The 22,625-nt window shown below is 68.6% G+C and carries 17 protein-coding genes; 10 read left to right on the top strand and 7 right to left on the bottom strand.

The genetic code is table 11. The annotated features are described in order from the left end of the window. Window positions 1–27: 27 nt before the first annotated feature. Window positions 28–156, top strand: coding sequence for a hypothetical protein (locus BG90_RS37715; protein WP_257791831.1), 129 nt, complete (start codon window positions 28–30; stop codon window positions 154–156). A gap of 235 nt (window positions 157–391) precedes the next feature. Here the strand turns inward: BG90_RS37715 and dctA are convergent, their stop codons facing one another. Together dctA and BG90_RS04345 are read right to left on the bottom strand one after the other, a co-directional pair. Further along, the gene (dctA, locus tag BG90_RS04350) at window positions 392–1,807 is read right to left on the bottom strand and encodes a C4-dicarboxylate transporter DctA (RefSeq protein WP_010101826.1); all 1,416 of its coding nucleotides are present in this window, start codon (window positions 1,805–1,807) and stop codon (window positions 392–394) included. A 123-nt stretch (window positions 1,808–1,930) separates the two neighbouring features. Next, a complete protein-coding gene (locus BG90_RS04345; protein WP_010114125.1) occupies window positions 1,931–3,097 on the bottom strand; it encodes a mandelate racemase/muconate lactonizing enzyme family protein in 1,167 nt (388 codons plus the stop codon). Window positions 3,098–3,235: 138 nt separating this feature from the next. On the opposite strand from BG90_RS04345, the gene BG90_RS04340 reads away from it, so the two are divergent. Together BG90_RS04340 and mnmH are read left to right on the top strand one after the other, a co-directional pair. Then, entirely contained in the window at window positions 3,236–4,162 is a 927-nt protein-coding gene (locus BG90_RS04340) for a LysR family transcriptional regulator (protein WP_010101828.1), read from the top strand. Between the two features lie 71 nt (window positions 4,163–4,233). After that, entirely contained in the window at window positions 4,234–5,328 is a 1,095-nt protein-coding gene (mnmH, locus tag BG90_RS04335) for a tRNA 2-selenouridine(34) synthase MnmH (protein WP_010114127.1), read from the top strand. A 249-nt stretch (window positions 5,329–5,577) separates the two neighbouring features. On the opposite strand, the gene BG90_RS04330 is transcribed toward mnmH, so the two are convergent. Continuing rightward, window positions 5,578–5,772 carry a hypothetical protein gene (locus BG90_RS04330; protein WP_025989668.1) on the bottom strand — a complete coding sequence of 65 codons (195 nt, stop codon included), beginning with the start codon at window positions 5,770–5,772 and terminating at the stop codon, window positions 5,578–5,580. Between BG90_RS04330 and BG90_RS04325 the strand changes: the two genes are divergently transcribed. Further along, window positions 5,771–6,109: a hypothetical protein gene (locus BG90_RS04325; RefSeq protein ID WP_045568060.1), complete on the top strand. Its 339-nt coding sequence runs from the start codon at window positions 5,771–5,773 to the stop codon at window positions 6,107–6,109. The genes BG90_RS04330 and BG90_RS04325 overlap by 2 nt on opposite strands. A 53-nt stretch (window positions 6,110–6,162) precedes the next feature. Here BG90_RS04325 and BG90_RS04320 read toward each other — a convergent pair whose 3' ends face one another. Continuing rightward, window positions 6,163–7,473 (bottom strand): ABC transporter ATP-binding protein, encoded by a 1,311-nt coding sequence (locus BG90_RS04320; RefSeq protein ID WP_010114138.1) that lies wholly within the window; start codon window positions 7,471–7,473, stop codon window positions 6,163–6,165. 71 nt (window positions 7,474–7,544) lie between these two features. Beyond that, window positions 7,545–9,278 (bottom strand): ABC transporter permease, encoded by a 1,734-nt coding sequence (locus BG90_RS04315; protein WP_045568059.1) that lies wholly within the window; start codon window positions 9,276–9,278, stop codon window positions 7,545–7,547. A 363-nt stretch (window positions 9,279–9,641) separates the two neighbouring features. Between BG90_RS04315 and BG90_RS04310 the strand changes: the two genes are divergently transcribed. The 4 genes from BG90_RS04310 to BG90_RS04295 all read left to right on the top strand — a co-directional run bounded on the left by BG90_RS04310 (window position 9,642) and on the right by BG90_RS04295 (window position 13,827). Beyond that, window positions 9,642–10,961 carry an erythromycin esterase family protein gene (locus BG90_RS04310; RefSeq protein WP_010114139.1) on the top strand — a complete coding sequence of 440 codons (1,320 nt, stop codon included), beginning with the start codon at window positions 9,642–9,644 and terminating at the stop codon, window positions 10,959–10,961. A gap of 25 nt (window positions 10,962–10,986) precedes the next feature. Then, window positions 10,987–11,664, top strand: a complete 678-nt coding sequence (locus BG90_RS04305) for a dienelactone hydrolase family protein (protein WP_045568285.1) — start codon at window positions 10,987–10,989, stop codon at window positions 11,662–11,664. After that, a complete protein-coding gene (locus BG90_RS04300; protein WP_010114146.1) occupies window positions 11,661–13,019 on the top strand; it encodes a nicotinate phosphoribosyltransferase in 1,359 nt (452 codons plus the stop codon). The genes BG90_RS04305 and BG90_RS04300 overlap by 4 nt, the downstream gene beginning before the upstream one ends. A 112-nt stretch (window positions 13,020–13,131) precedes the next feature. After that, window positions 13,132–13,827, top strand: a complete 696-nt coding sequence (locus tag BG90_RS04295) for a phosphoribosyltransferase (protein WP_025989671.1) — start codon at window positions 13,132–13,134, stop codon at window positions 13,825–13,827. A 25-nt stretch (window positions 13,828–13,852) separates the two neighbouring features. On the opposite strand, the gene BG90_RS04290 is transcribed toward BG90_RS04295, so the two are convergent. Together BG90_RS04290 and tssF are read right to left on the bottom strand one after the other, a co-directional pair. Continuing rightward, window positions 13,853–16,933 carry a transglycosylase domain-containing protein gene (locus BG90_RS04290; protein WP_010114151.1) on the bottom strand — a complete coding sequence of 1,027 codons (3,081 nt, stop codon included), beginning with the start codon at window positions 16,931–16,933 and terminating at the stop codon, window positions 13,853–13,855. Window positions 16,934–17,293: 360 nt separating this feature from the next. Next, a complete protein-coding gene (gene tssF / locus BG90_RS04285; RefSeq protein WP_010114155.1) occupies window positions 17,294–19,117 on the bottom strand; it encodes a type VI secretion system baseplate subunit TssF in 1,824 nt (607 codons plus the stop codon). Window positions 19,118–19,484: 367 nt separating this feature from the next. Here tssF and BG90_RS37190 point away from each other — a divergent pair, with 367 nt between their 5' ends. Both BG90_RS37190 and BG90_RS04275 read left to right on the top strand, forming a co-directional pair. Further along, window positions 19,485–19,955 (top strand): hypothetical protein, encoded by a 471-nt coding sequence (locus BG90_RS37190; RefSeq protein WP_232355052.1) that lies wholly within the window; start codon window positions 19,485–19,487, stop codon window positions 19,953–19,955. 189 nt (window positions 19,956–20,144) lie between these two features. Further along, window positions 20,145–22,520, top strand: coding sequence for a penicillin acylase family protein (locus BG90_RS04275; protein WP_025989672.1), 2,376 nt, complete (start codon window positions 20,145–20,147; stop codon window positions 22,518–22,520). The last annotated feature ends 105 nt before the right edge of the window (window positions 22,521–22,625 follow it).

The raw sequence follows: 22,625 nt of genomic DNA, 5'->3' as shown, positions 1-22,625 counted from the left end.
AAATATTTTTGATTCGGCAACGAAGGAATGGAACATTCTGTTTTTGATGAAATGCGTTTCCCTCTTTTGATGCGTGCTTATATTCGAGACTTGTTATTGTTTATGGAAAAGGTGTTGTTGGCTGATAAAAAGGAATTAAATAATAAGCGGCAGTGAAATTGCGTCAAGCAAATTGATTTTTGAGGCCGGCAGGGACGAAAGGCGGCGGGCGATGGAGTTGCGCGGCCGCTGTATCACGGCGGCGCGAAGCGACGCATATGACGTGCGGCCGCGCATTCGGCGGCCGCGCGCGCGTCGACGGGAAAGGACCGGTGTGGGTGGAAAGCACGCGGCGTGCGCCGCAAGCGGGTCGGCAAAAAGCGCGGCCCGGCCGCGCTCGTGCAGTCCGTGCTCAATCGATGCCGCGTGATGTGCGCGTGCGCTCGATCGCACCGAGCGGCGCATTCAGGCCGGCAACGGCGTTTGGCGCGACGGGCGCGGGCGTCGCGTTGCCGTCGAGCCTTCGCGAATCCGGCTCGCCGCTCGCCGTATCCGATCCGGCCAGCACCGCACGCGCACGCTCGACGTCGAGCGCGCGTTCCCAGCGGGCGACCGCGATCGTCGCGACGCCGTTGCCGATCAGGTTCGTCACGGCGCGCGCTTCGTTCAGGAAGCGGTCGATGCCGAGCAGCAGCACGAGCCCGGATACGGGAATCTTGTGCAGCGACGCGAGCGTCGCCGCGAGCGCGACGAAGCCTGCGCCCGCAACGCCCGCCGAGCCCTTCGACGTGAACAGCAGCACGCCGAGCACGAGCAGCTGATCCCACAGCGTGAGCGGAACGTTCAGCGCCTGCGCGACGAAAAGCGACGCCATCGTCAGATAGATCGCGGTGCCGTCCGCGTTGAACGTGTAGCCCGTCGGCAGCACCATCCCGACGACGGGCCGGGCGCAGCCCATCCGTTCGAGCTTGACGAGCATCTGCGGCAGCACCGCCTCGGTGGACGCGGTGCCGAGCGTGATCAGGATCTCGTCCTTGATGTAGCGGAGGAACTGCCACAGCGACAGCCCGCAGAGCCGCATCACCGCGCCGAGAACGACGACCACGAAGCACGCCGACGTCAGGTACAGGCAGGCGAGCAGTTGTCCGAACGATGCGAGCGTGCCGATCCCGTATTTCGCGACGGTGAACGCGATGCCGCCGAACGCGCCGAGCGGCGCGGCGCGCATCGCGATCCGCACGACGCCGAACATCGCCTGCAGGAACATCTCGAGGATGTCGACGAACGGCGCGGTGCGCGGGCCGAGCTGCGCGAGCGAAATCGCGAGCAGCAGCGAGAAGAAGATCACGCCGAGCATCTCGCCGTTCGCGAACGCGCCGACGACGCTGGTCGGCACGATGCTCAACAGGAAGTCGGCCATGCCGTGCCGCTGCGCATGGCTTGCGTACGTGGCGACGGCCGCGCCGTCGAGATGCGCGGGATCGACGTTCATGCCGGCGCCCGGCTTCAGCACGTTGACGACGACAAGGCCGATCGCGAGCGCGAGCGTCGACGCGATCTCGAAGTAGACGACCGCCTTCACGCCGACGCGTCCGGCCGCGTGGATGTCGTTCATGCGCGCAATGCCGACGACGACCGACGCGAACACGATCGGCGCGAGCAGCATCCGGATCAGGCGGATGAACAGATCGCCGAGCGGCTTGAGCTGCTCGCCGACGCCGGGGGCGAAATGCCCGACGAGCACGCCGGCGACGATGCCGATCAAGACTTGCATATAGAGCGTCGAAAGCGACTTCGACAGCGCGTTGCCGAACTTCGGAATCCACATGATTGTCTCCTGGCGAGGACTTCGTTCGCCGCGCGGCGCTGCGGGCGCGATGCGGCGCGAGTCCCGTTCTCGTGTGTGTCGATCGATGCGATGCCGGCGCGCGCCGGCGGTGCGGTGCGGGGCTCAGTCGGACAGCTTGCGCATTTCCGCGTAGAGATCCGCTTTGCCTTCGAAGCCGATGCCGGGCAGATCCGGCATCAGGACGTAGCCGTTGTCGACGCTCACGCCGTCCGGAAAGCCGCCGTAGGGCTGGAACAGATCCGGATACGATTCGTTGCCGCCGAGGCCGAGCCCCGCCGCGATGTTCAGCGACATCTGATGGCCGCCGTGCGGAATGCAGCGGCTCGGCGACCAGCCGTGGCGGCGCAGCATGTCGAGCGTGCGCAGGTATTCGACGAGTCCGTAGCTGAGCGCGCAGTCGAACTGAAGCCAGTCGCGGTCCGCGCGCATCCCGCCGTAGCGGATCAGGTTGCGCGCGTCCTGCATCGAGAACAGGTCTTCGCCCGTCGCCATCGGCTTGTCGTAGCAGCTGCGCAGCGTCGCCTGCAGTTCATAGTCGAGCGGATCGCCGGGCTCCTCGTACCAGAACAGATCGTATTGCGACAGCGCCTTCGCGTAGCGGATCGCGGTGTCGAGATCGAAGCGGCCGTTCGCGTCGACGGCGAGCTTCTGGCCGTCGCCGAGCACGCTCAGCACCGCGTCGATCCGGCGCAGATCCTCGTCGAGCGACGCGCCGCCGATCTTCTTCTTGACGACCGTGTAGCCGCGGTCGAGATAGCCGCGCATCTCGTCCTTCAGCGCGCCGAGATCCTGACCGGGGTAGTAATAGCCGCCCGCCGCGTAGACGAACACCTTGCGGTTCGGCGTTCCGTCGCCGTAGCGCTCGGCGAGCAACCGGAAGAGCGGCTTGCCTTCGATCTTGGCGACCGCGTCCCACACGGCCATGTCGAGCGTGCCGATCGCGACCGAACGCTCGCCGTGGCCGCCCGGCTTCTCGTTCGCGAAGAGCGTCGCCCAGATCCGGTGCGGATCGAGATTGTCGCGCGCGTCGTCGACGAGGCTCGCCGGATCGGCGTCGAGCAGGCGCGGGATGAAACGCTCGCGCATCAGCATCCCCTGGCCGTAGCGGCCGTTCGAGTTGAAGCCGTAGCCGACGACGGGCTTGCCGTCGCGGACGACGTCGGTGATCACGGCGACGACGCTCAGCGTCATCTTGCTGAAATCGATGTACGCGTTGCGGATCGGGGCGCTGATCGGCACGGTCTTCTCGCGGATGTCTACGATTCTCATTGAGTCTCCTGGGCGCATCGGAAGCCGATGCATCGTTGGCGAAGGCGCTGGGGCCTGTCATTGGCGTGAACAGACCCTAGGTTATTCGCCCGCGCCGGGATTAGAATGAACCGCGATTCACTTGTTTATTTACTTTTAGTGAAAGCTCATCAGATCGACGACCTGACGTTCTTCGTGCTCGTCGCGCGCCACGGCAGCCTGTCCGCCGCCGCGCGCGTGCTCGACGTCACGCCGCCCGCCGCGACGAAGCGGCTCGCCTTGCTCGAGAACCGGCTCGGCGCGCGGCTCGTCAATCGCACGACGCGCAGCTTCAGCCTGACGAGCGAAGGCGAGACCTACCTGCGCTACGCGACGCGCATCGTCGCCGACATCCGGCAGATGGAGGACGCGGTGCGCGCGAGCCGCTCGGTGCCGCGCGGGCTGCTGCGCGTGAACGCGACGCTCGGCTTCGGACGCACGGCGATCGCGCCGCTCGTCTCCGAATTCGCGAAGCTGCATCCGCAGGTCGAGGTGCAGCTCGACGTGACGGATCGGCCGGTCGATCTCGTCGAGGGCGGCTACGATCTCGCGATCCGCTTCGGCGAGCCGCCGGACAAGCGGATCAACGCGCGCCGCATCATGTCGAACCGGCGCTTTCTATGCGCGTCGCCCGCCTATCTTCAGCGTCACGGCGCGCCCGCGAGCCTCGCCGATCTCGCCGCGCATCGCTGCATCGTCCATCGGCAGAACGACGACGCGCACGGCGTGTGGCGCTTCGTGCGCGACGGCGAGATCGAGGTCGTGAAGGTGCGCGGCGCGCTTTCGAGCAACGACGGCGACATCGTGCTCGGCTGGGCGCTCGACGGCCACGGCATCCTGATCCGGTCCGAATGGGATCTCGCGAAGTATCTGGAGAGCGGGCGCCTGAGGCTCGTGCTGCCCGAATACGCGCTGCCGTCGGCCGACCTGTTCGTCTATTACCCGAGCCGGCAGAATCAATCGGCGCGCGCTCGCGCGCTGATCGATTTTCTCGCCGGACGTCTTGGCGCGCCCGAGCCGGCGGGCGACAAGCCCGCCGTCGCGTGAGGCGGCCGCCGCGCGTGAGATAATCGTCGTCCCACCGCCAGCGATGATGCGGCCCCGCCGCGCCCGATACGTTGAATCTCCAGCCCGTTTCCCTCGATCAGATCGACGATTTCGACGAGATCGTCGACGTCCGCACGCCGCTCGAATACGCGGAGGATCACATTCCGGGTGCGCTGAACGCGCCTGTCCTCAGCAACGAAGAGCGGGTGATCGTCGGCACGATGTACAAGCAGGTGTCGCCGTTCGAGGCGACGCGCGTCGGCGCGGCGATGGTCGCGCGCAACATCGCCGCGCATCTCGAAACGACGTTCGCCGACCGTCCGCGCAACTGGCGGCCGCTCGTCTATTGCTGGCGCGGCGGCAAGCGCTCCGGATCGATGACCGTCTGGTTCAACATGATCGGCTGGCGCGCGCGGCAGCTCGACGGCGGCTACAAGTCGTATCGCCGCTCGGTCGTCGACGCGCTCGGCCAGTTGCCGTCCGAATTTCGTTACGTCGTCCTGACGGGCAATACGGGGAGCGGCAAGACGCGGCTGCTGCATGCGCTCGCGCAGGCGGGCGCGCAGACGCTCGATCTCGAAGCGCTTGCCGCGCATCGCGGCTCGCTGCTGGGCGCGCTGCCGAGCGGCGAGCAGCCTTCGCAGAAGGCGTTCGACACGGCGCTCGTCGGCGCGCTGCGCGGCTTCGACCGCGAGCAGCCGGTGTTCATCGAAGCGGAGAGCCGGCGCATCGGCGCGATCACGCTGCCGCTCGCGCTGCTGACCGGAATGCATGCGGCGGATTGCGTGAACGTCGAGACCGAACGCGACGAGCGCGTCGCGCTGCTGCTGCAGGACTACGGGCATCTGTTCGATCAGGCCGCGTTCTTCAAGATCCAGCTCGAGAAGCTCGTGCCGATGCACGGTCACGCGCGGATCCGGAAGTGGCACGAGATGCTCGACGAAGGGCGGCGCGGCGAGCTGTTCGAAGCGCTCGTCGATGTCCACTACGATCCCGCCTATACGCGCAGCAGCCGCGCGCATTTCGTTCGCCTGCCGCAGGCCGAGCATTTTCCGTTCAGGCCGACCGCGAGCGACGTCGTCGAGCAGGCGAAGGCGTTGCTCGCGTATCTCGACGCGGCGGGCGCGCACGCACGCGTGCGGCAGGCAGGCTTGACGCGCACGTAGCGCGCAAGCCGCTTGCACGCGGTGCGCTGTACTGTACGTGCCGCACGCGCGGGCGCCGTCGTGCGCCGCATTTCGCGAATCTCTTCTCCGGCGGCCATCGACGCCGCATGCGCGCCCGAACGATCGGCTATTCTCACGAGCGGCTTTCAATGCATGTTTCGAGCGCTCGCGCGAGCGATGCATCGCCGCGCATCCGCTCGATCGCGTCGCGTGTGCGCGCCGGTCCTTTCCGACCGCAGGCGGCGCCCATCAGTGCTCGATCGTGTCGCCGCCGCGCGGCGGTGCCGGCTGTCCTTGCGCGTCGCCGCCGCGCGGCGCGCCCGGCGGCGCCGCGCTCTTGTCCGGATGCTTGACGACGTGCTCGACCGCATGCTGCGCGGCCGGAACGGCCACGGTCGGAAAGATCACCGCGAGGGCGACCCACAGCACCACACCTGCAACCATGATCGATCTCCAGGAGATTCGTGCGGCGACGCGCATCGACGCGTGCCGCGCCATACGCCGCCGCGCGCGAACGGCGCGTGCCGTTGGCGAACGGCGATGCGCCGCCCGCCGCCCGCCGCCCGCCGCCCGCCGCGCGTGCCGCGTGGAGCCGCCGCGCATGCTTCGCGCCGCGCAAGAGCGCCTCGACGTGCGCGAACTGCGCGCGCGCAATCAATCCGCTCGCGTCGGCATCGTGCGAGCCGTGCGTACGACGGCGTGGGAGCATGGGCTCGTTCCGCGCAACGCGCATGACGAGGTTCTGCGATCACTGTACGAGCAACGTTGCCCCGCCACTTGATCGAACTCAATCGAAGCGGAAACGCTCGGAGTGCAGATCAATTCGGGAGGACGCTAGGCGTGCGCGTCGTCTTCGCCCCGGCGGAACACGCGTGCGTCGTCGTCGTAGTCGTAGAGACCGGCGAAGCGCCCCCAGTCGATCGCGACGCGCAGCGTATTCGCCGCATCGAACGGATTCAGCCGGTCGAGCAGCTCGAGCTCGAAGCGCTCGCGGGGCGCCTGGTGGCCGGCGCGCTCGTCCAGCACCTGGCGGATGTGCGCCGCAAGCGGAACGAAATGTTCGAGATGCTCGCGAAAAAGCTGCTTGCGTTCGCTCACGCTGCCCTGCGCATAGACGCGGCCCGCGGCCGTCAGCCGCAGCGCGCCGTCATGCAGCTCGGCGAACTCGAGCAGGTGCAGCGCGACCGCGAGCGGCAGCAAGTCGTTCACCGGCATCGCGAGCGCCGACGCGAGCCGCGGCAATTCCGCGCAGCCGTCGCGCGCATGCAGGACGAACGCATCGACGAAGCCGTCGAGCCGATGGCTCGACACGTTCGGCAGTCGTTGCGCGGGAACGCCCGGCTTGCCGTTTCGCGCGGCGACCGAATCGGCGATGCGCGACGTGAGCGCCGCATAGATATCTTCGACGATGCGCTGCAGCTCCGGATCGAGCCGATTGCGCGGATAGCCGAGCGGAATCGGCACCTCGGCGAGGATGCGGCCCGGATGCGCGCCGAGCACGAGAATCCGGTCGCACATCAGCACCGCTTCCTCGATGTTGTGCGTGACCAGCAGCACCGCGTCGATCGGCAACTGGCGCGCGTGCCACAGGTCGAGAAAATCGGTGCGCAGCGTATCGGCGGTCAGCACGTCGAGCGCGGAGAACGGCTCGTCCATCAACAGCAGCGCCGGATCGCCGGCGAGCGCGCGCGCGAAGCCGACGCGCTGGCGCATGCCGCCCGACAGCTCGCGCGGATACGCGGATTCGAAGCCGTCGAGGCCGATCAGCTCGATCGCCGACATCACGCGCTTGCGCGCTTCGTCCGGCGGCACGCGGATCGCGTCGAGCCCGAGCTCGACGTTTTCGGCGACGGTGAGCCACGGATAGAGCGCGAAGGTCTGAAACACGACGCCGATGCCGGCGGCGGGGCCGTCGAGCGGCTCGCCGCGATATTCGACGCGCCCGGCGCTCGGCCTGACGAGCCCGGCCGCGATGTGCAGCAGCGTCGATTTGCCGGAGCCCGAGCGGCCGAGCAATCCGAGGATCTCGCCTTCATGGACCGTCAGGTCGATGTCGGCGAGCACGGGCAGCGGTTCGCCCGACGGCTTCGCGAACGACATGCTGACGCCGCGCAGCGCGATCACGGGCGCGCGTGCGTCGCGCATGTCGCGTGCATCGTCGGCGGAGGCGGGCGGCGAAGCGGGGGCGGGGCGTGTCGGCGTGGACATGGCGGCACCTAGTCGAGACGGGAGCGGCGTTCCGCAAACGCATAGAGCGGCCGCCACATCAGACGATTCATCGCGATCACGAGCAGCGACATCGCGGCGACGCCGAGCGCGATCCGCGGATAGTCGCCCGCCGCGGTCATCCGCGCGACGTACGCGCCGAGGCCGGATGCGTCGAGCGTCGTGTGTCCCCAGCCGACGAGCTCCGACACGATGCTCGCGTTCCATGCGCCGCCCGACGCGGTGATCGCGCCCGTCACGTAGTACGGCAGGATGCCGGGCAGCACGACCTTGGTCCACCACGTCGGCGTGCGCACGCGCAGGCTTGCCGCCGCTTCCTTCAGATCGTCGGGAAACACGGTTGCGCCGGCGATCACGTTGAAGAGGATGTACCACTGCGTGCCGAGGATCATCAGCGGACTGAGCCAGATCGCGGGCGTGAGCTCAAAGTGCGCGATCGCGAACACGGCGGGCGGGAACAGCAGGTTCGCGGGAAACGCGGCGAGGAACTGCGCGATCGGCTGCACGAACGCGGTCGCGCGCGGCCGCAGGCCGATCAGCACGCCGATCGGCACCCAGACGGCCGACGCGACGCCGATCAGCACGAGCACGCGCGCGAGCGTCAGTGCGCCGTTGCGCGCGACGTCGACGACATCGGCCCATGTGAGCACGGGCGCCGCGAACCGGAAGAGCCCGATGCCCGCATACACGATGCCCGCCGCGCACAGTGAGAACCAGACGATGCGGCCGAAGCGCCGCGACAGCGAGCGCTCGTGCGCGGGCAGCCGCGCGCCGAGCGACAGGCGGGCGCGCGCCGCGCGATGCAGCATCGCGCCGAGCGGCGTGCCGACACGCTGCGGCAGGCTCGCGCGATGCAGCAGGTCGAGCAGCCAGCTGCGCGGCGCGGGGCCGCTCACGGTCTGATCGCAGCGGAACTTGTGCGCCCACGCGACCATCGGCCTGAACAGCAACTGATCGTAGAGCACGATCGCGATCGTCATCGCGGCGATCGCATAGCCGACGGCGGCGAGATCGCGCTCGGCGATCGCGCGCGCGACGTACGCGCCGACGCCCGGCAACGCGATGTGCAGATCGCCGACCGAGATCGCCTCGGACGCGACGACGAAGAACCAGCCGCCCGACATCGACATCATCGCGTTCCATGCGAGGCCCGGCATCGCGAACGGCACTTCGAGGCGCCAGAAGCGCTGCCAGCCGGTTTGCCGCAGGCTGCGGCTCGCCTCGTCGAGATCGCGCGGCACCGTGCACAGCGACTGATAGAAGCTGAACGCCATGTTCCAGGCCTGGCTCGTGAAGATCGCGAAGATCGCCGCGAGTTCCGCGCCGAACGTCGAGCCGGGCGTGATCGACAGGAAGAACACGACGGTGAACGACAGGTAGCCGAGAATCGGCACCGACTGCAGTACGTCGAGAAGCGGAATCAGCACGGCCTCCGCCGCGCGGCTTCTCGCGGCGAGGGTCGCGTACGCGAACGTGAACACGAACGAAGCGCCGAGCGCGGCCAGCATCCGCAGCACGGTGCGCAGCGCATAGCCCGGCAGCGCGAGCGGCGACAGCGAGATCGCCTCCGGCCGCGCGACGTCGAGCGGCAGCGCCATCTGGCGCGCGCCGGAGCCGAGCAGCACGATGAGCGCGAGCACGAGCAGCACCGCGATCGCGTCGCGCCACCCGAGCGTGCGCGGGCGCCAGCGTCCGCCGGCAAGCAGGTCGGCATGTTGCTCCACGTTAACCCCCGTGCGATTGGCCGCGCACGATCGTCGGCGAAAGCGCGGCGCGCGCGTTTGACGTGCATCAAGCGTCGCTGGCTTGACGGCGTGCGCTCCGCTGCGCCGCGCATCGAAAAATGATGCGAGCGCATGCGTGCGGATCGGGTTATTCGCACTGCAACTTCCGCGCGAAGCGCGTAAATTGAAAGAGACGCGCCGCTGCGTGAGCGACGGCGCGACCGCGGCCGCGATCGTTGACTCAACGCAATGTTCCGGTGAAACCGCGGTCGAGAATGATCGGACCAGCCGCCTTGCGCGGCGTCGCGCGACGGTCCGTCGCGAGCGGCGCGCGCTCGGGCGGCGGTCGTCCGGAGACGATTCATGCATCCTGCGAAGACGCCCTTTCTTGCCGCGCGGGATGTCGCTCGCCCGTTGCACGGCGATTCGGCCGATTTCGACGAATTGATCGACATGACGACCGATGCCGATGTCGTGCTGCTCGGCGAGGCGACGCACGGCACGACCGAGTTCTATCGGATGCGCGCGCAGATCACCGCGCGGCTCGTCGACGAATGCGGTTTCGACACCATTGCGATCGAAGGCGACTGGCCCGACGCGTGGCGCGTGAATTGCTACGTGCAGGGCGACGCCGCGATCGGCGACGCCGACGCGGCGCTCGCGGACTTTACGCGTTTTCCCGCATGGATGTGGCGCAATCGTCCGATGCGCGAATTCGTCGGCTGGTTGCGCGATCACAATGCGACGCTGCCGCGCGAAACGCGGGTCGGCGTCTACGGGCTCGATCTGTACAGCCTGTACCGCTCGGCGGACGCGGTGATCCGCTATCTCGACGACGTCGATCCCGACCAGGCCGAACTCGCGCGGCGGCGCTACGCGGCGCTCGATCACGTGCGCGAGCCGAGCGCATACGGCCATGCGGTCGCAACGGGCGCACGGCCTGCCGCGACCGCCGATGCGGTCACGCAATTGCTGCAGCTTCGCTCGAGCGAAGCGGCTTATCTCGCGCAAGACGGCATCGACGCGCTCGATGCGCAGTTCTTCGCGGAACGCAACGCGCAAGTCGTCGTCAACGCGGAGACCTACTACCGCGCGATGTTCGGGCCGCGCGCGAACACGTGGAATCTGCGCGATTCGCACATGCGCGACACGCTGTTCGCGCTGCGCCGCTATCGCGCGCGGCGCGGCGGCACCGGACGCGCAGTCGTCTGGGCGCACAACTCGCACGTCGGCGACGCGCGCGCGACCGCGATGCATCTGCGCGGCGAATGGACGCTCGGCCAGCTCGTGCGTCAGTCGCTCGGCGAACGCGCGCTGTCGATCGGCTTCACCGCCTATACGGGCCGCGTGTCGGCCGCGTCGCGCTGGGACGGCGACGTCGAGCAGAAATGGATGCGTCCCGCGCTGCACGACAGCTACGAACACCTTTTCCATACGACCGGGCTCGATCGTTTCTTCCTGCCGCTGCGCGAGACTGTCGCGCAGCCGCTCGGCGAAGCGCTGCTCGAGCGCGCGATCGGCGTGATCTATCTGCCGGAGACGGAGCGCGACAGTCATTACTTCATGTCGTCGATCACCGGGCAGTTCGACGCGCTGTTCCATCTCGACGAGACGAGCCCGCTCGAACCGCTCGCGCCGCCCGATGCGTGGCGTCCGCGCGAGAAGCCGGTGCCGGCGCCGTGACGGCGACGCAGGCATGGAGAATGCAATGCAGACGCAAGAAGTACGGATACCTATTGGAAAAGTCGAATTGAACGGCATCCTCGCGACGCCCGAGCATGCGCCGGGAATCGTCGTGTTCGCGCACGGCAGCGGCAGCAGCCGGCTGAGTCCGCGCAACCAGGAAGTCGCGGCGGTGCTGCAGCGCGCGGGCCTCGCGACGCTGCTGTTCGATCTGCTGACGGTGGAAGAGCAGCGGCGCGATGCGGTGACGGCCGAGTACCGTTTCGCGATCGCGTTCCTCGCGCGCCGGCTCGTCAGCGCGCTCGACTGGCTGCGCGAGCGGCCGCACGTCGGCGAGCTGCCCGTCGGCCTGTTCGGCGCGAGCACGGGCGCGGCGGCGGCGCTGATCGCGGCGAACTCGCGCGCTCGCGCCGTGCGCGCGGTCGTCTCGCGCGGCGGCCGCCCGGATCTCGCGGGCGACGCGCTGCCGCGCGTGCGTGTGCCGACGCTCCTCATCGTCGGCGAGCGCGACGAGGAAGTGATCCGGCTGAACCGCGTCGCGGCCGGCTGGCTCATCGGCGAGTCGAAGCTCGTCATCGTGCCGGGCGCGACGCATCTGTTCGAGGAGCCGGGCACGCTCGACGAAGTCGCGCGCCTCGCGGCCGACTGGTTCGTCGCGCATCTCGGCGGCGACCGGGACGCGCACAAGAGGAGCCGAAGATGACGAGCCCCGTTCGCGACGGCGCGCTGCTGACCGACCTGTACGAATTCACGATGCTGCAGTCGTACTTCGACTGCGGGATGAACGAGACGGCGACGTTCGAGTTCTTCGTCCGCAAGCTGCCCGAGCATCGCAACTTCCTGATGGCGGCGGGTCTCGAGCAGGTGCTCGACTACCTCGCGGGCCTGAAGCTCGACGCCGACGAACTCGAGGGGCTCGCGAGCACGGGGCTTTTCAGCGACGGGTTTCTCGCGTCGCTCGAATCGCTGCGCTTCACCGGTTCGGTCCACGCGATGCGCGAAGGCACGGTGTTCTTCGTCGACGAGCCGATCCTGCAGATCACCGCGCCGATGCGCGAAGCGCAACTGATCGAGAGCCGCGTGATGAACCTGTTGCATTACGAATCGATCGTCGCGAGCAAGGCGGCGCGCGCGGTGCTCGCGGCGCCGGGCAAGACGCTCGTCGACTTCGGGCTGCGCCGCGCGCACGGCGCGGAAGCGGCGCTGCTGTCGGCCCGTGCGAGCTACATCGCGGGCTTCACCGGCACCGCGACGCTGCTCGCCGGCCTGCGCTACGGCATTCCGGTGTACGGCACGATGGCGCATTCATACGTGCAGGCGCACGACAGCGAGTCGCTCGCGTTCGAGCATTTCGCGCGTTCGTTTCCGCGCAACGCGATGCTGCTGATCGACACGTACGACACCGAGGCGGCCGCGCACAAGGTGATCGACGTCGCGAAGAAGCTCGCGCGCGACGGCGTCGAGGTGAAGGGCGTGCGGCTCGACAGCGGCGATCTCGCGCAGCACGCGATGCGAGTGCGCGCGATTCTCGATCGCGCGGGGCTGCGGCAGGTGACGATCTTCGCGAGCGGCAATCTCGACGAATACAAGCTGGAAGCGCTGATCGGGAAGGGCGCGCCGATCGACGGCTTCGGCATCGGGACGCGGATGAACACGTCGGCGGACGCGCCGTATGCGGATTGCGCGTACAAGCTGACCGAGTACGCGGGCGTGCCGCGCCGCAAGCGCTCCGAGGGCAAGGCGACGTGGCCCGGACGCAAGCAGGTGTACCGCCGCCACCGTGACGACGGCGTTCTCGACGGCGACAGTCTCGCGCTGCGCGACGAAGCGCATCCGGGCGTCGCGTTGCTCGAGCCGTTCGTGATCGACGGCGCGCGCGCGGCGTCGCTGCCGAGCCTGGCCGACGTGCGCGCGCACGCGCGCAGCCAGCTCGACGCGCTGCCCGCCGGGCTGCGCGATCTTGCGCACGCAGCCGACTATCCGATCGCCGTGACCGACGCGCTCACCGCGCTCGCGCAACGGATCGACGCGCAGACGGCGAGCGAGGCGCACGCATAGTGGAACGTTCCGTGCGTCGCGCGTCGACGCACATCCTTGCATGCATGCGCATGCAATCGAACGAGCCGCGGCATCGCGAGGACGTCGATCGCGACGCGGCGAAGGAGGCGTGATGAACGATTATTTTCGCGATCGCGTCGATGCAGGCAGACAGCTCGCCGCGCATCTCGCCGATTATGCGAACCGCAGCGACGTCATCGTGCTCGCGCTGCCGCGCGGCGGCGTGCCGGTCGCGTACGAGGTCGCGAAGGCGCTGCGCGTGAAGCTCGACGTGCTGATCGTCAGGAAGCTCGGCGCGCCCGGCAATCCGGAGCTGGCGATGGGCGCGATCGCGGCGGGCGGCGTCGTGCTGCTCGAGCAATCGGTGCTGCGCACGATGCGCGTGTCCGAACGCGAGCTCGCCGACACGATCGAGCGCGAACGCGACGAACTCGCGCGGCGCGAGGCCGCGTATCGCGGCGATCGCGCGCCGCCCGACATCGAAGGCCGGACCGTGATCGTCGTCGACGACGGGATCGCGACGGGCTCGACGATGCTCGCCGCGATCGAAGCGGTGCGCGAGCGCAAGCCGGCGAAGCTGGTCGCGGCGGTGCCGGTCGCGTCGCCGAGCAGCGCGGAGAAGGTGAAGGCGGCGGCGGACGCGATCGTCTGCGTGATGCGGCCGGACTGGCTGATGGGCATCGGCCAGTTCTATCGGGATTTCGATCAGACGAGCGACGACGAGGTGCGGACGCTGCTCGGCCGCGCGCGCGAGTGGGAGCGGCCGGCCGGAGGGGACGCTTCGACGGCCGGCGCCGGCCCCGGCTGATGGCGGCCGGCCGCGCGATGTCCGATCAACCCGCGGCGGCGGCCTTCGGCGGCGCCTCGTTCGCGCTCGGCTCGGCGGGCGCGGTCGTCAGCGGCTGCAGCGCCGGCGCGAGCGACTTCAGCAACTGCACCGCCATCGCGCTCGTGAAGTTGTAACGCGCCGCGTACGGCTCGTGGACGTAGGCGGTCAGCACGCCGAAGAATCGATCGTCGAGCGAGAACGCGAATGTCGCGCTGCGATTGACCTTGCGCGACTCGATCAAGCGCGCGCCGCGCGCGTACACGTTGAAGCGCTGGTCGCCCGTGCCGGTCTTGCCGTAGACGGGCAGCGTCAGGCCGTCGGGGAACGCCAATCCCTGGGCGAGACGGCGGCCCGTGCCTTTCTGCACGACGTCGCCGAGCAGCGCATGCACCTGGTTCGCGATCTCCGGCGACAGCAGCGGCTGCGGCTGCGCGGCCGCGCGAACGAAGCGCGTCTCGTACGGCGTGCCGTGCGCGAACTCGAGCGATGCGATCCGCTCGTTCGGCACCTTCGCGCCGTTGTTCGCGATCAGGCCGACGAGCTTCGCGAGCGCGGCCGGCTGATCGCCCGACGCCCCGATCGCCGCCGCGTACGACGGCGTCAGATGATCGAACGGGTAGCCGAGCGCGCGCCACGATTCGCCGATCGCGTCGTACGCGCGCAGCTCGACCATGCGCTTGATGCGGCGGTCCTGCGTCGCGTGATAGCGCGTCTTGAAGAGCCACGAGTACGACGTCATCCGCGCGTCGCGGCTCGCCTTCTGCACGTCGTCGAGCGACGCGTCGGGATGCCGGCGCAGATACGCGAGCGTCCACAGCGCGAGCGGATGCACGCCGGCGATGTAGCCGCGATCGTTGAGGTTGAAGCGGTCGATCGCATACTTCGCATAGAGCTTCTCGAGCGTGTCGTCCGACAGCTTCGCCGCTGCCGGCGTGCCGTGCAGCGCGGTGCGCATCTTCGCGTCGAACCACGCGCGCGGCTGCTCGGGCGCGACGCTGCGCAGCACCGTCGCGACGCGCGGCGGCGACTTGCGCACGTTGTCGAGCATCGCGGCGAGCGCGTCGTCGCCGGACTTGCCCGCGTACTTCGTGTAGAAGCGCTTCACGTACACGCGGCTCTCCGCATCGACGAAGCGCAGCAGATAATGCTGGCGCTGCGCGGGATCGTCGAGCCACGACGCCGACGGCCCGCTCGTGCGGATCATTTCGTAGTGGACGATGTCGCGCATCAGCCGCACGAACACGAGGTTCACCGAGTTCTGGAACGCGACGTGCACGGTCAGGATCCTGCCGTTGTCGGATTTCTCGAAATTCGTGAAGCTCTGCGCGCCGCCGCCCGTGTAGAACGTTTCGCCCGGACTCGCCGAATACTTGCGCTCGACGGCCGCCGCGAGCATCGCCGGCAGCGAGCGGTCCTGCGTGTGCGCGAGATAGTCGAGCGCCCAGCGCGTGAGCGCATCGGTCGGATCGGGCTTCACCTTCGCGAGCTCGGCCGCGCTCATGTCCGCGTAGCGCGCGTGCAGCTCGGAGATGATCTGCAGATACGTGACGATCGTGCGCAGCTTGGCGGTCGAGCCGAGGTTCAGGCGCGCGCCCTGGTTGATGTCGAACGGCTGGTCGACGCTGTCGGTCTGCACGCGCAGCAGGTTCGCGCCGTTGCGGCGCTCGTAGAGCGTGAAGCTGTACAGGATCTTCGACGGATCGTCGCCCGGGCGCAGCATCTCGAAGCCGTAGAGGCCGGCTTCGCGCGCGCCGTCGCGCGTCGCCGCGCGCGCGAGGCCCGCGGCGACCGCCTGCTGCACCTTGTTGTTCAGCGTGTCGGTCGCGCGCAGGTCGAGGCGGTCGAGCTGGTAGACGTTGTCGATGCCGAGCGCGCCGAGCAGGTGCGAACGCGAGGACGTCACCGCCTTGCGCGTGACGAACGACTGCGCTTCGGTCGCGGCGGGCGCCGGGCTGCGCTCGATGTGCGCGGAAAGCGCGGCGTCGCGCAGCGCGGGCGTGATCACGCCGCCTGTCGCGAGCAGGCGCAGATAGCTGTCGGTGAGCCGCTGCAGCGTCGGATAGCCGCGGTTCAGGAAGTACGACGGCGCGCGCTGCGCGATCATCAGCGACAGCACCTGCCGGAACGCAGTCCCTTGTGCGTCGACGTTGCCGGGCGTCGTCGGCGCGGCGAGCAGCCGGTTCACTTCGTCGAAGTCGCGGCCGTACCACGCGGTGAGGCCGTCGCCGATGCCCGTGATTTCGCCGACGCGCGCGCGTGCGGCGAGCGGCACCGAGTTCAGGTAATGGACGACGATCGCGTGACGCGCGGCCATCGTCTGCGGCCCGTTCAGATACGCGCGCACCGACGCCGACGCGATCTGCCGGAGCTTCTCCGGCGGCGTCGCGGTGCGGCCGTCGGGCGAGTGGCGGAATTTCTCGAGCTGCGTCGCGAGCGTGCTGCCGCCGGGCGCGGCCTGATGGCGGTTCACGAAGCGCAGCCCCTGGTCGGCGAGCGCGCGGCTGAAGCGTCCCCAGTCGATCGCCGGATTGCGGTTCGGCTGGTTCTCATCGAGCAAATAACGATCCTCGATGAAGAGAAGCGATTGCACGACGAGCGGCGGGATCGCCTCGAAGCCGCCGTAGACGCGGTGCGGATAGGTGACGCCGAAGAGCGGCGAGCCCGTCGAATCGACGATCGACAGGCCGGCCTGATCTTTTTCGTCGTACGGCAGGAAGAGGCCGTCGTCGGCGAGCGACAGCATCCGGTCGGATGCGCGCGACTGCGACGCGACGACGAAGCCGTGCGACAGCAGCCGCTGCTGGAACGACGGCAGCAGCGCATAGCCGAGGCGCAGGTCGTACGGGCCGTTTTCGGGGAAGCGGATGCGGTCGCTCGCGCCTTCGTCGACGCTGTAGCCGATGTCGCGCGTCAGTTCAGACAAGAAGCGCGCCTGCAGCCGGGAGGTCTCAATCTCGATCTGGACGAGGCGCGCGACGATCGCGATCACGACCGCGACGATCGCGATCAGCGACCACTTGAGCGCCTTCCAGAACGACAGGGTTCCGGTCGGGCGAAAGGGAATCCGAATCAGCGGCCGATTCATGGCGGCGTCTCCCGGCGGGCCCCGGCACTTGCCGCGGCCATTTCGATAAGTTTAGTACTGAATCGTGCGAGCCACTCTACGGATTGACTCTGAAAAACCACAGTCGATGGAAACGATTCCGCTTTCGCGCGGCTTGCGGCGCGCGGCGTGTGCGGCGGCGATGCTCGGAAATGGTGCGGCGCGCACCGGTTGCGCGGCTCGAGGTTCGCGGCGCCAATCCTTCGCTGACGATTCAGGCGATCGCGCAGCGCGCCGCCGAATGCATCCGCGAACCGGGCGCGCGCGGCGAGCGGCGGCATTCGGCGGCGCGCTTTCGCAAAATCGGATGGCGGCGCTCGCCGGGCGGATCGACGAGCGAAACTACACGAGCTGCGCGATCCCGCCGCGCGGCGCGCATCGATACAGCTCGCGGCCCGTGTCCCGCGAATGCACGACGAGCTGGATGAAGCCGTTGGGCGGCGCGTGCAGCGCGAGGAAGCCGTCCATCACGTCGATGAACACCTTCAGGCTGCTCATCGCGAACGCCGCTTCGTTCAACGTCAGCGCGACCTCGACGCCGCGCACGAACGTCGGCATCGGTTTCACGGCCATCCAGCGCACGGCGGCCTTGTGATCGAGATTCGCGATGCCGTCGATCTGCGGAACCGCGCTCGACGAGCGCGCCGCGTACTGAACGAGCAGCGACTTCAGCGCGCCGAGCCCCGACGGCTGCAGCAGCAGCGCGTGCGGCGTCATCGCCGCGATCAGGCGCCAGAGCGCGCCGTGGTCGCGCGGGAACCGGCGGGTCTGCGTCGGCCGGCGCAGGATCGCGATCCTGCCCGGCAGATTGTCCTTCTCGTTGAGCAAGTCGCCTTCGGGATCGCCGATCGGCAGCGTCTGCGGATAGTCGCCGTTCGTGCAGGTCAGCTCGACGTTCAACTGATCGGCGCGAGGCTCGACGAGCGCGCCGTCCGCGTCGACGAGCCTGAGCGCCGCGGGCGCGGCCGATTGCGCGCCGTACGCATGCGGATCGCGCTCGGCGATCCAGTAGACCTGCTCGTTGCGGCCGCGCCGCCCGTGCAGCAGCGAGCGATACGGCATCACGTCGAGGTTCTCGCCGCGCTCGCCTTCGCGCGCGATGCGCACCGCGTCGATCGATCGCACCTCGATGCCGTTCGACTTCAGCGCCTGCGGCGTGACGGGATACGCGGTCGCAGCGTCGTGCAGCGAGATCGGCATCGCATCCTGGCTGAACAGATTGACGATCGGCGTGCAGAAGAGACGCAGGTTCGACGCGGAGAACGTGTCGAGCGCGCGCGCATGCGGCGAATCCATGGCGAGGTCGACGACGGGCAGGTGCAGCGAGAAGCGCCTGCACGTGCCGGCGGTGCGCGCGATACGCGCGACGTCAATATCGACGAAATCGAATTTGGCAGGGAATGCGAAATATTCCATCAGCAGCCGGAACGGCGGCGCGCTGTGCGCGGGATCGAGCAGCGCGTCTTCGTCGGCGAAACCCACCGGCGCGAGCGGCGCCTTCGACAGCGGTTTCCAGCGCCCGTCGCCGTCGAGTTCGACGAACGCGGTCGGCACGCGCATCGCGAACGTGTCGAGCAGCGCGGCGACGAGCGGCGCGTCGCCGTGCAGATGCACGCGCAGGCTGCGCGCGCGCAGCGCCGCGAGCGCCGGCTGGGCGGTCAGCGAATCGAACGTGATCGACACGATGCCGGTCGACGACGGCGGCATCCGCGCGGCGGACGGCGCGGCCGACGCCGGGCGATAGCGCGCGTCGACGATCGTCACGGGCGCGAGCGCGACGTCGTACGCGGTGCGGAACCGGTTCGCGCCAACCCGGCTTTCGAGCGTGGTGCCGCGCCGGATCGTTACGCCTTCCGTCAACTGGCTGAACATCGACGCCGCGTCGAACTGCGCGATCGCGCACGCGGGAAACGGACGCAGATAGTCGGGGCACGCGGTCTCGAGCAGCGCTTCGGTGAATGCCGGGTACTCGTCGTCGAGCGTCTCGCCGATCTGCGCGCCGAGCAGCGCGAACGACTGGAGCATGCGCTCGACGTGCATGTCGTCGGTGTGGCCGTCCGCGATGCCGAAGCGCGTCGCGATCTTCGGATGGCGCATCGCGAATTCGCGCACCGAGTTGCGCAGCAGCGCGATCTCGCGTTCGTAGTAGGGGAGGAGGTCGTTCATCGGAAAGAGACGGTCCGGGTTCGAGCCGATTGGCGTGATCGAATGCGGGGCGTTGTCACGTGCGATTCGCGGGCGCGCCGCAGCCGACGGAGTTCCGTTTCCGGCAAAGGGCGGCAGGGTTCCCGGAATTCAGGCGAGGTCGGCATGATTTCGCGTCATTCATTAAGTGCCGGATGACGGCGGCGCCGTCGGGGTCATCGGCCGCGCGGCGAGTCCGAATGCGACGCACACGCGTCGTGACGAATCTCGAAGCGGCGAACGAGAAATCACAACCGTCATTTTCAGGATAGGCGTCGAGTGGCCACATTATTGCTGCTTTTCGTTCGAAGCGACGTCAGCGGAATTATCGAATGCCAACGGACGATCGATGCTTGCAGCCGCCTCATTAAACCAGGATTGGCGGAGGCAACGGCAAACATTCGAGGCGATCATGCAACCGCATGATATGAAAGGTGTTTTTAATGTTTGGGGCAGTTGCTGTGACGATCGTCGAGATGAGGTTGTCCGGCCCGTGTTCATGCCTGGCGATTTTCGATGCAATGGCGGATTATCGCAACCATTCGTTATCTCGTTCGAGATGATGCCGCGCGATCCGGTCATCGAATTGAATCATCTGACGGAGGCGGCCGATTATCGTTTGGTTTGCATCGGCATGCGGAAAAACGGCTGCAACGCGATTCGCCGTATTGTCGAATGCCGGAAGCGCAAGAACGGAGGATCGATCGTATCGGCGAGCGTACGAGCGTACGAGCGCAAAAGCGGCCGCTTCCTCGGCGCGCCTGATGCCTTGACGGAACGCGCGCCGCTGCCGAATATTCGGGGCAGGTCGCGCGGATGACACGACGCGCGATCAAGCTGTCGGCGATGATATGACGACCGGCGTCGACGCGCGGCGCCAGGCCGCCTTCGGCGCATGAAGCAGGCCCCGAAGGCGGCGCCGGTTCACCGCCCAACCCGCAAGCGCGGCCGCCCTCCGCCCGGAACCGGGCAGGCGGCGCGCCGGCGCAACCCACGGACTCGCGCAACCATGGCTTCGACCCGCAACCGCATGCGGCGCCACCTGAAGATCCTGTCGGGCCTGATCCTGCTCTGCTTGCTGCTCGCGATCGCGGGCGCGGCGGCGTATCTGCGTTCGAGTCTCCCGCAGCTCGACGGCGACGTCCGCGCACCGACGCTCGGCGCGCCGATGACGGTCGAGCGCGATGCGTTCGGCGTGCCGACGATTTCCGCGCGCGACCGGTTCGACGCCGCTTACGGGATCGGCTACCTGCATGCGCAGGACCGCTTCTTCCAGATGGACATGCTGCGCAGGAGCGGCGCCGGAGAGCTGTCGGAGCTGTTCGGGCCGATCGCGCTCAACGTCGATCGCGCTCATCGTCTGTTCCGATTCCGCGCGCTCGCTGCGGCCGTCGTCGCGCATTTGCCGCCTGACGACCTGCGCCTGCTGCAGCGCTACACGCAAGGCGTCAACGACGGCCTGGCGGCGCTGCGCGCGCGCCCGTTCGAATACGCGCTGCTGCGCATGCAGCCGCAGCCGTGGCGGCCCGAAGATTCGATGCTCGTGATCTGGGCGATGTACTTCGATCTACAAGGCCGGCTCGCGTCGCGCGAGTTCGCGCGGCACTGGCTGCAAGCGCACTCGACGCCCGAGCAGCTTGCGTTTCTGCTGCCGTCGTCGAGCCGATTCGATGCGCCGCTCGACGCGCCGGGCGTCGCCGCGCCGGTTGCGCGAGTGAGCGCGGCCGCGCCCGCGTGGCTGCGCGAAGCGGGACCCACGGCGCCGATCGACAGCGTGTCGCTCGACGAACGATCGTCGGTCGGCAGCAACAACTGGGTGCTCGCGGGCAGCCGCAGCGTACGCGGCGCCGCGATCGTCGGCGACGACATGCATCTGTCGCTCGGCTTGCCGAACATCTGGTATCGCGCGGCGTTCACGTCGTCGGGCGGCGCGTCGCCGGCGACGCGCGTCGTCGGCGTGACGCTGCCCGGCCTGCCGGCCGTCGTCGTCGGCAGCAACGGGCGCATCGCATGGGGCTTCACGAACGGCTACGCGGACTGCCTCGATCTCATGCCGCTCGAGCGCGACGCACAGGATCCGCGCCGCTTCAGGCTCGGCGACGGGTGGCAGACCGCGCGCGCGAGCATCGAGACGATTCGCGTCCACGGCGCCGCGCCCGTCGATCTGACCGTGCTCGAGACGACGGCCGGCCCCGTGCGCGACATCGGCGGCAAGTTCTACGCGGCGCACTGGATCGCGCAGTCGAGCGGTGCGGCGAATCTGGAATTCGTGCGGATGACCGATGCGGCCGGCATCGAGGATGCGATCCGGATCGCCAACGCGGCGGGCCTTCCCGCGCAGAACATCGTGATCGGCGACAGCACGGGGCGCATCGGCTGGACGATCGCGGGCGCGTTGCCCGACCGCAGGAGCCGGCCGGCCAACGGCGCTTCGTCGTGGCAGGCGGCGCTGCCGCCCGACGCGTATCCGCGCATCGTCGATCCTGCAGGCGGTCAGTTGTGGACGGCGAACAACCGGCAATTGGCGAGCGATGCGTACCGGTTGATCGGCGACGGCGGCGCGGATCTCGGCGCGCGCGCGAGCCAGTTGCGCGACGGCCTGACGGCGCTCGGCCGCACCGACGAGCGGTCCGCGTACCGGCTCGATCTCGACGATCGCGCGCGCTTCATGTCGCTGTGGCGCGACCGGGCGCTGCGCGTGCTCGACGACGCGGCGCTCGCGGGCCATCCGGCGCGCGCGGAATTCCGGCGGCTGCTCGTGAACGGCTGGACGGGGCGGGCGAGCGTCGACTCGGTTGGATACACGCTCGCGCGCGGCTATTTGCATCGGCTCTACGACGTGATCTTCGGCAGTCTCGACGCGCGGCTGAAGCGGCAGCAGCCCGATGCCGACTACGCATTGGCGAATCCGCGCTGGCCGGTCGTGATCGCGCGGCTGCTCGACGCGCAGCCGGCCGCGTGGCTGCCGCCCGACGCGTCGAGCTGGCGCGACGTTCAACTGACGGCGATCGATCGGACGATTGCCGCGCTGACCGGTAAGGGCGCGCCGCTCGCCGACGCGACCTGGGGCGATCGCAACACGCTGCGGATCGCGCATCCGTTCGCGCGCAGCGTGCCGCTCGTGGGACGCTGGCTGTCCGCGCCCGCCGACCAGGTGCCGGGCGACGCGAACATGCCGCGCGTCGCCGGACCGAAGTTCGGGCAGTCGGAGCGGATCGTCGTGTCGCCGGGGCACGAGGAGGACGGTCTCTTCAACATGCCGGGCGGGCAGAGCGGGCATCCGCTCAGTCCGTTCTTTCTGGCGGGCCATGAGGCGTGGGTGAAGGGCGAGCCGATGCCGTTCCTGCCGGGGCCGACCGAGCATACATTGCGCTTTGCGCCTTAGTTCGGCACACGAACGATCGGCCCCGGTCGGCGGCGATGCCGGTCGGGACCGCCGCCGAATCGACAGCGCCCGGATGTGGACCCTCGCCGCGCGAAATGCCCGACT

Origin of the sequence: Burkholderia oklahomensis C6786 (assembly GCF_000959365.1) — a bacterium.
Lineage (GTDB): Bacteria > Pseudomonadota > Gammaproteobacteria > Burkholderiales > Burkholderiaceae > Burkholderia > Burkholderia oklahomensis.
Note: the sequence above shows the minus strand (reverse complement) of the source record. Positions and strands in the feature narration are given on the sequence as shown.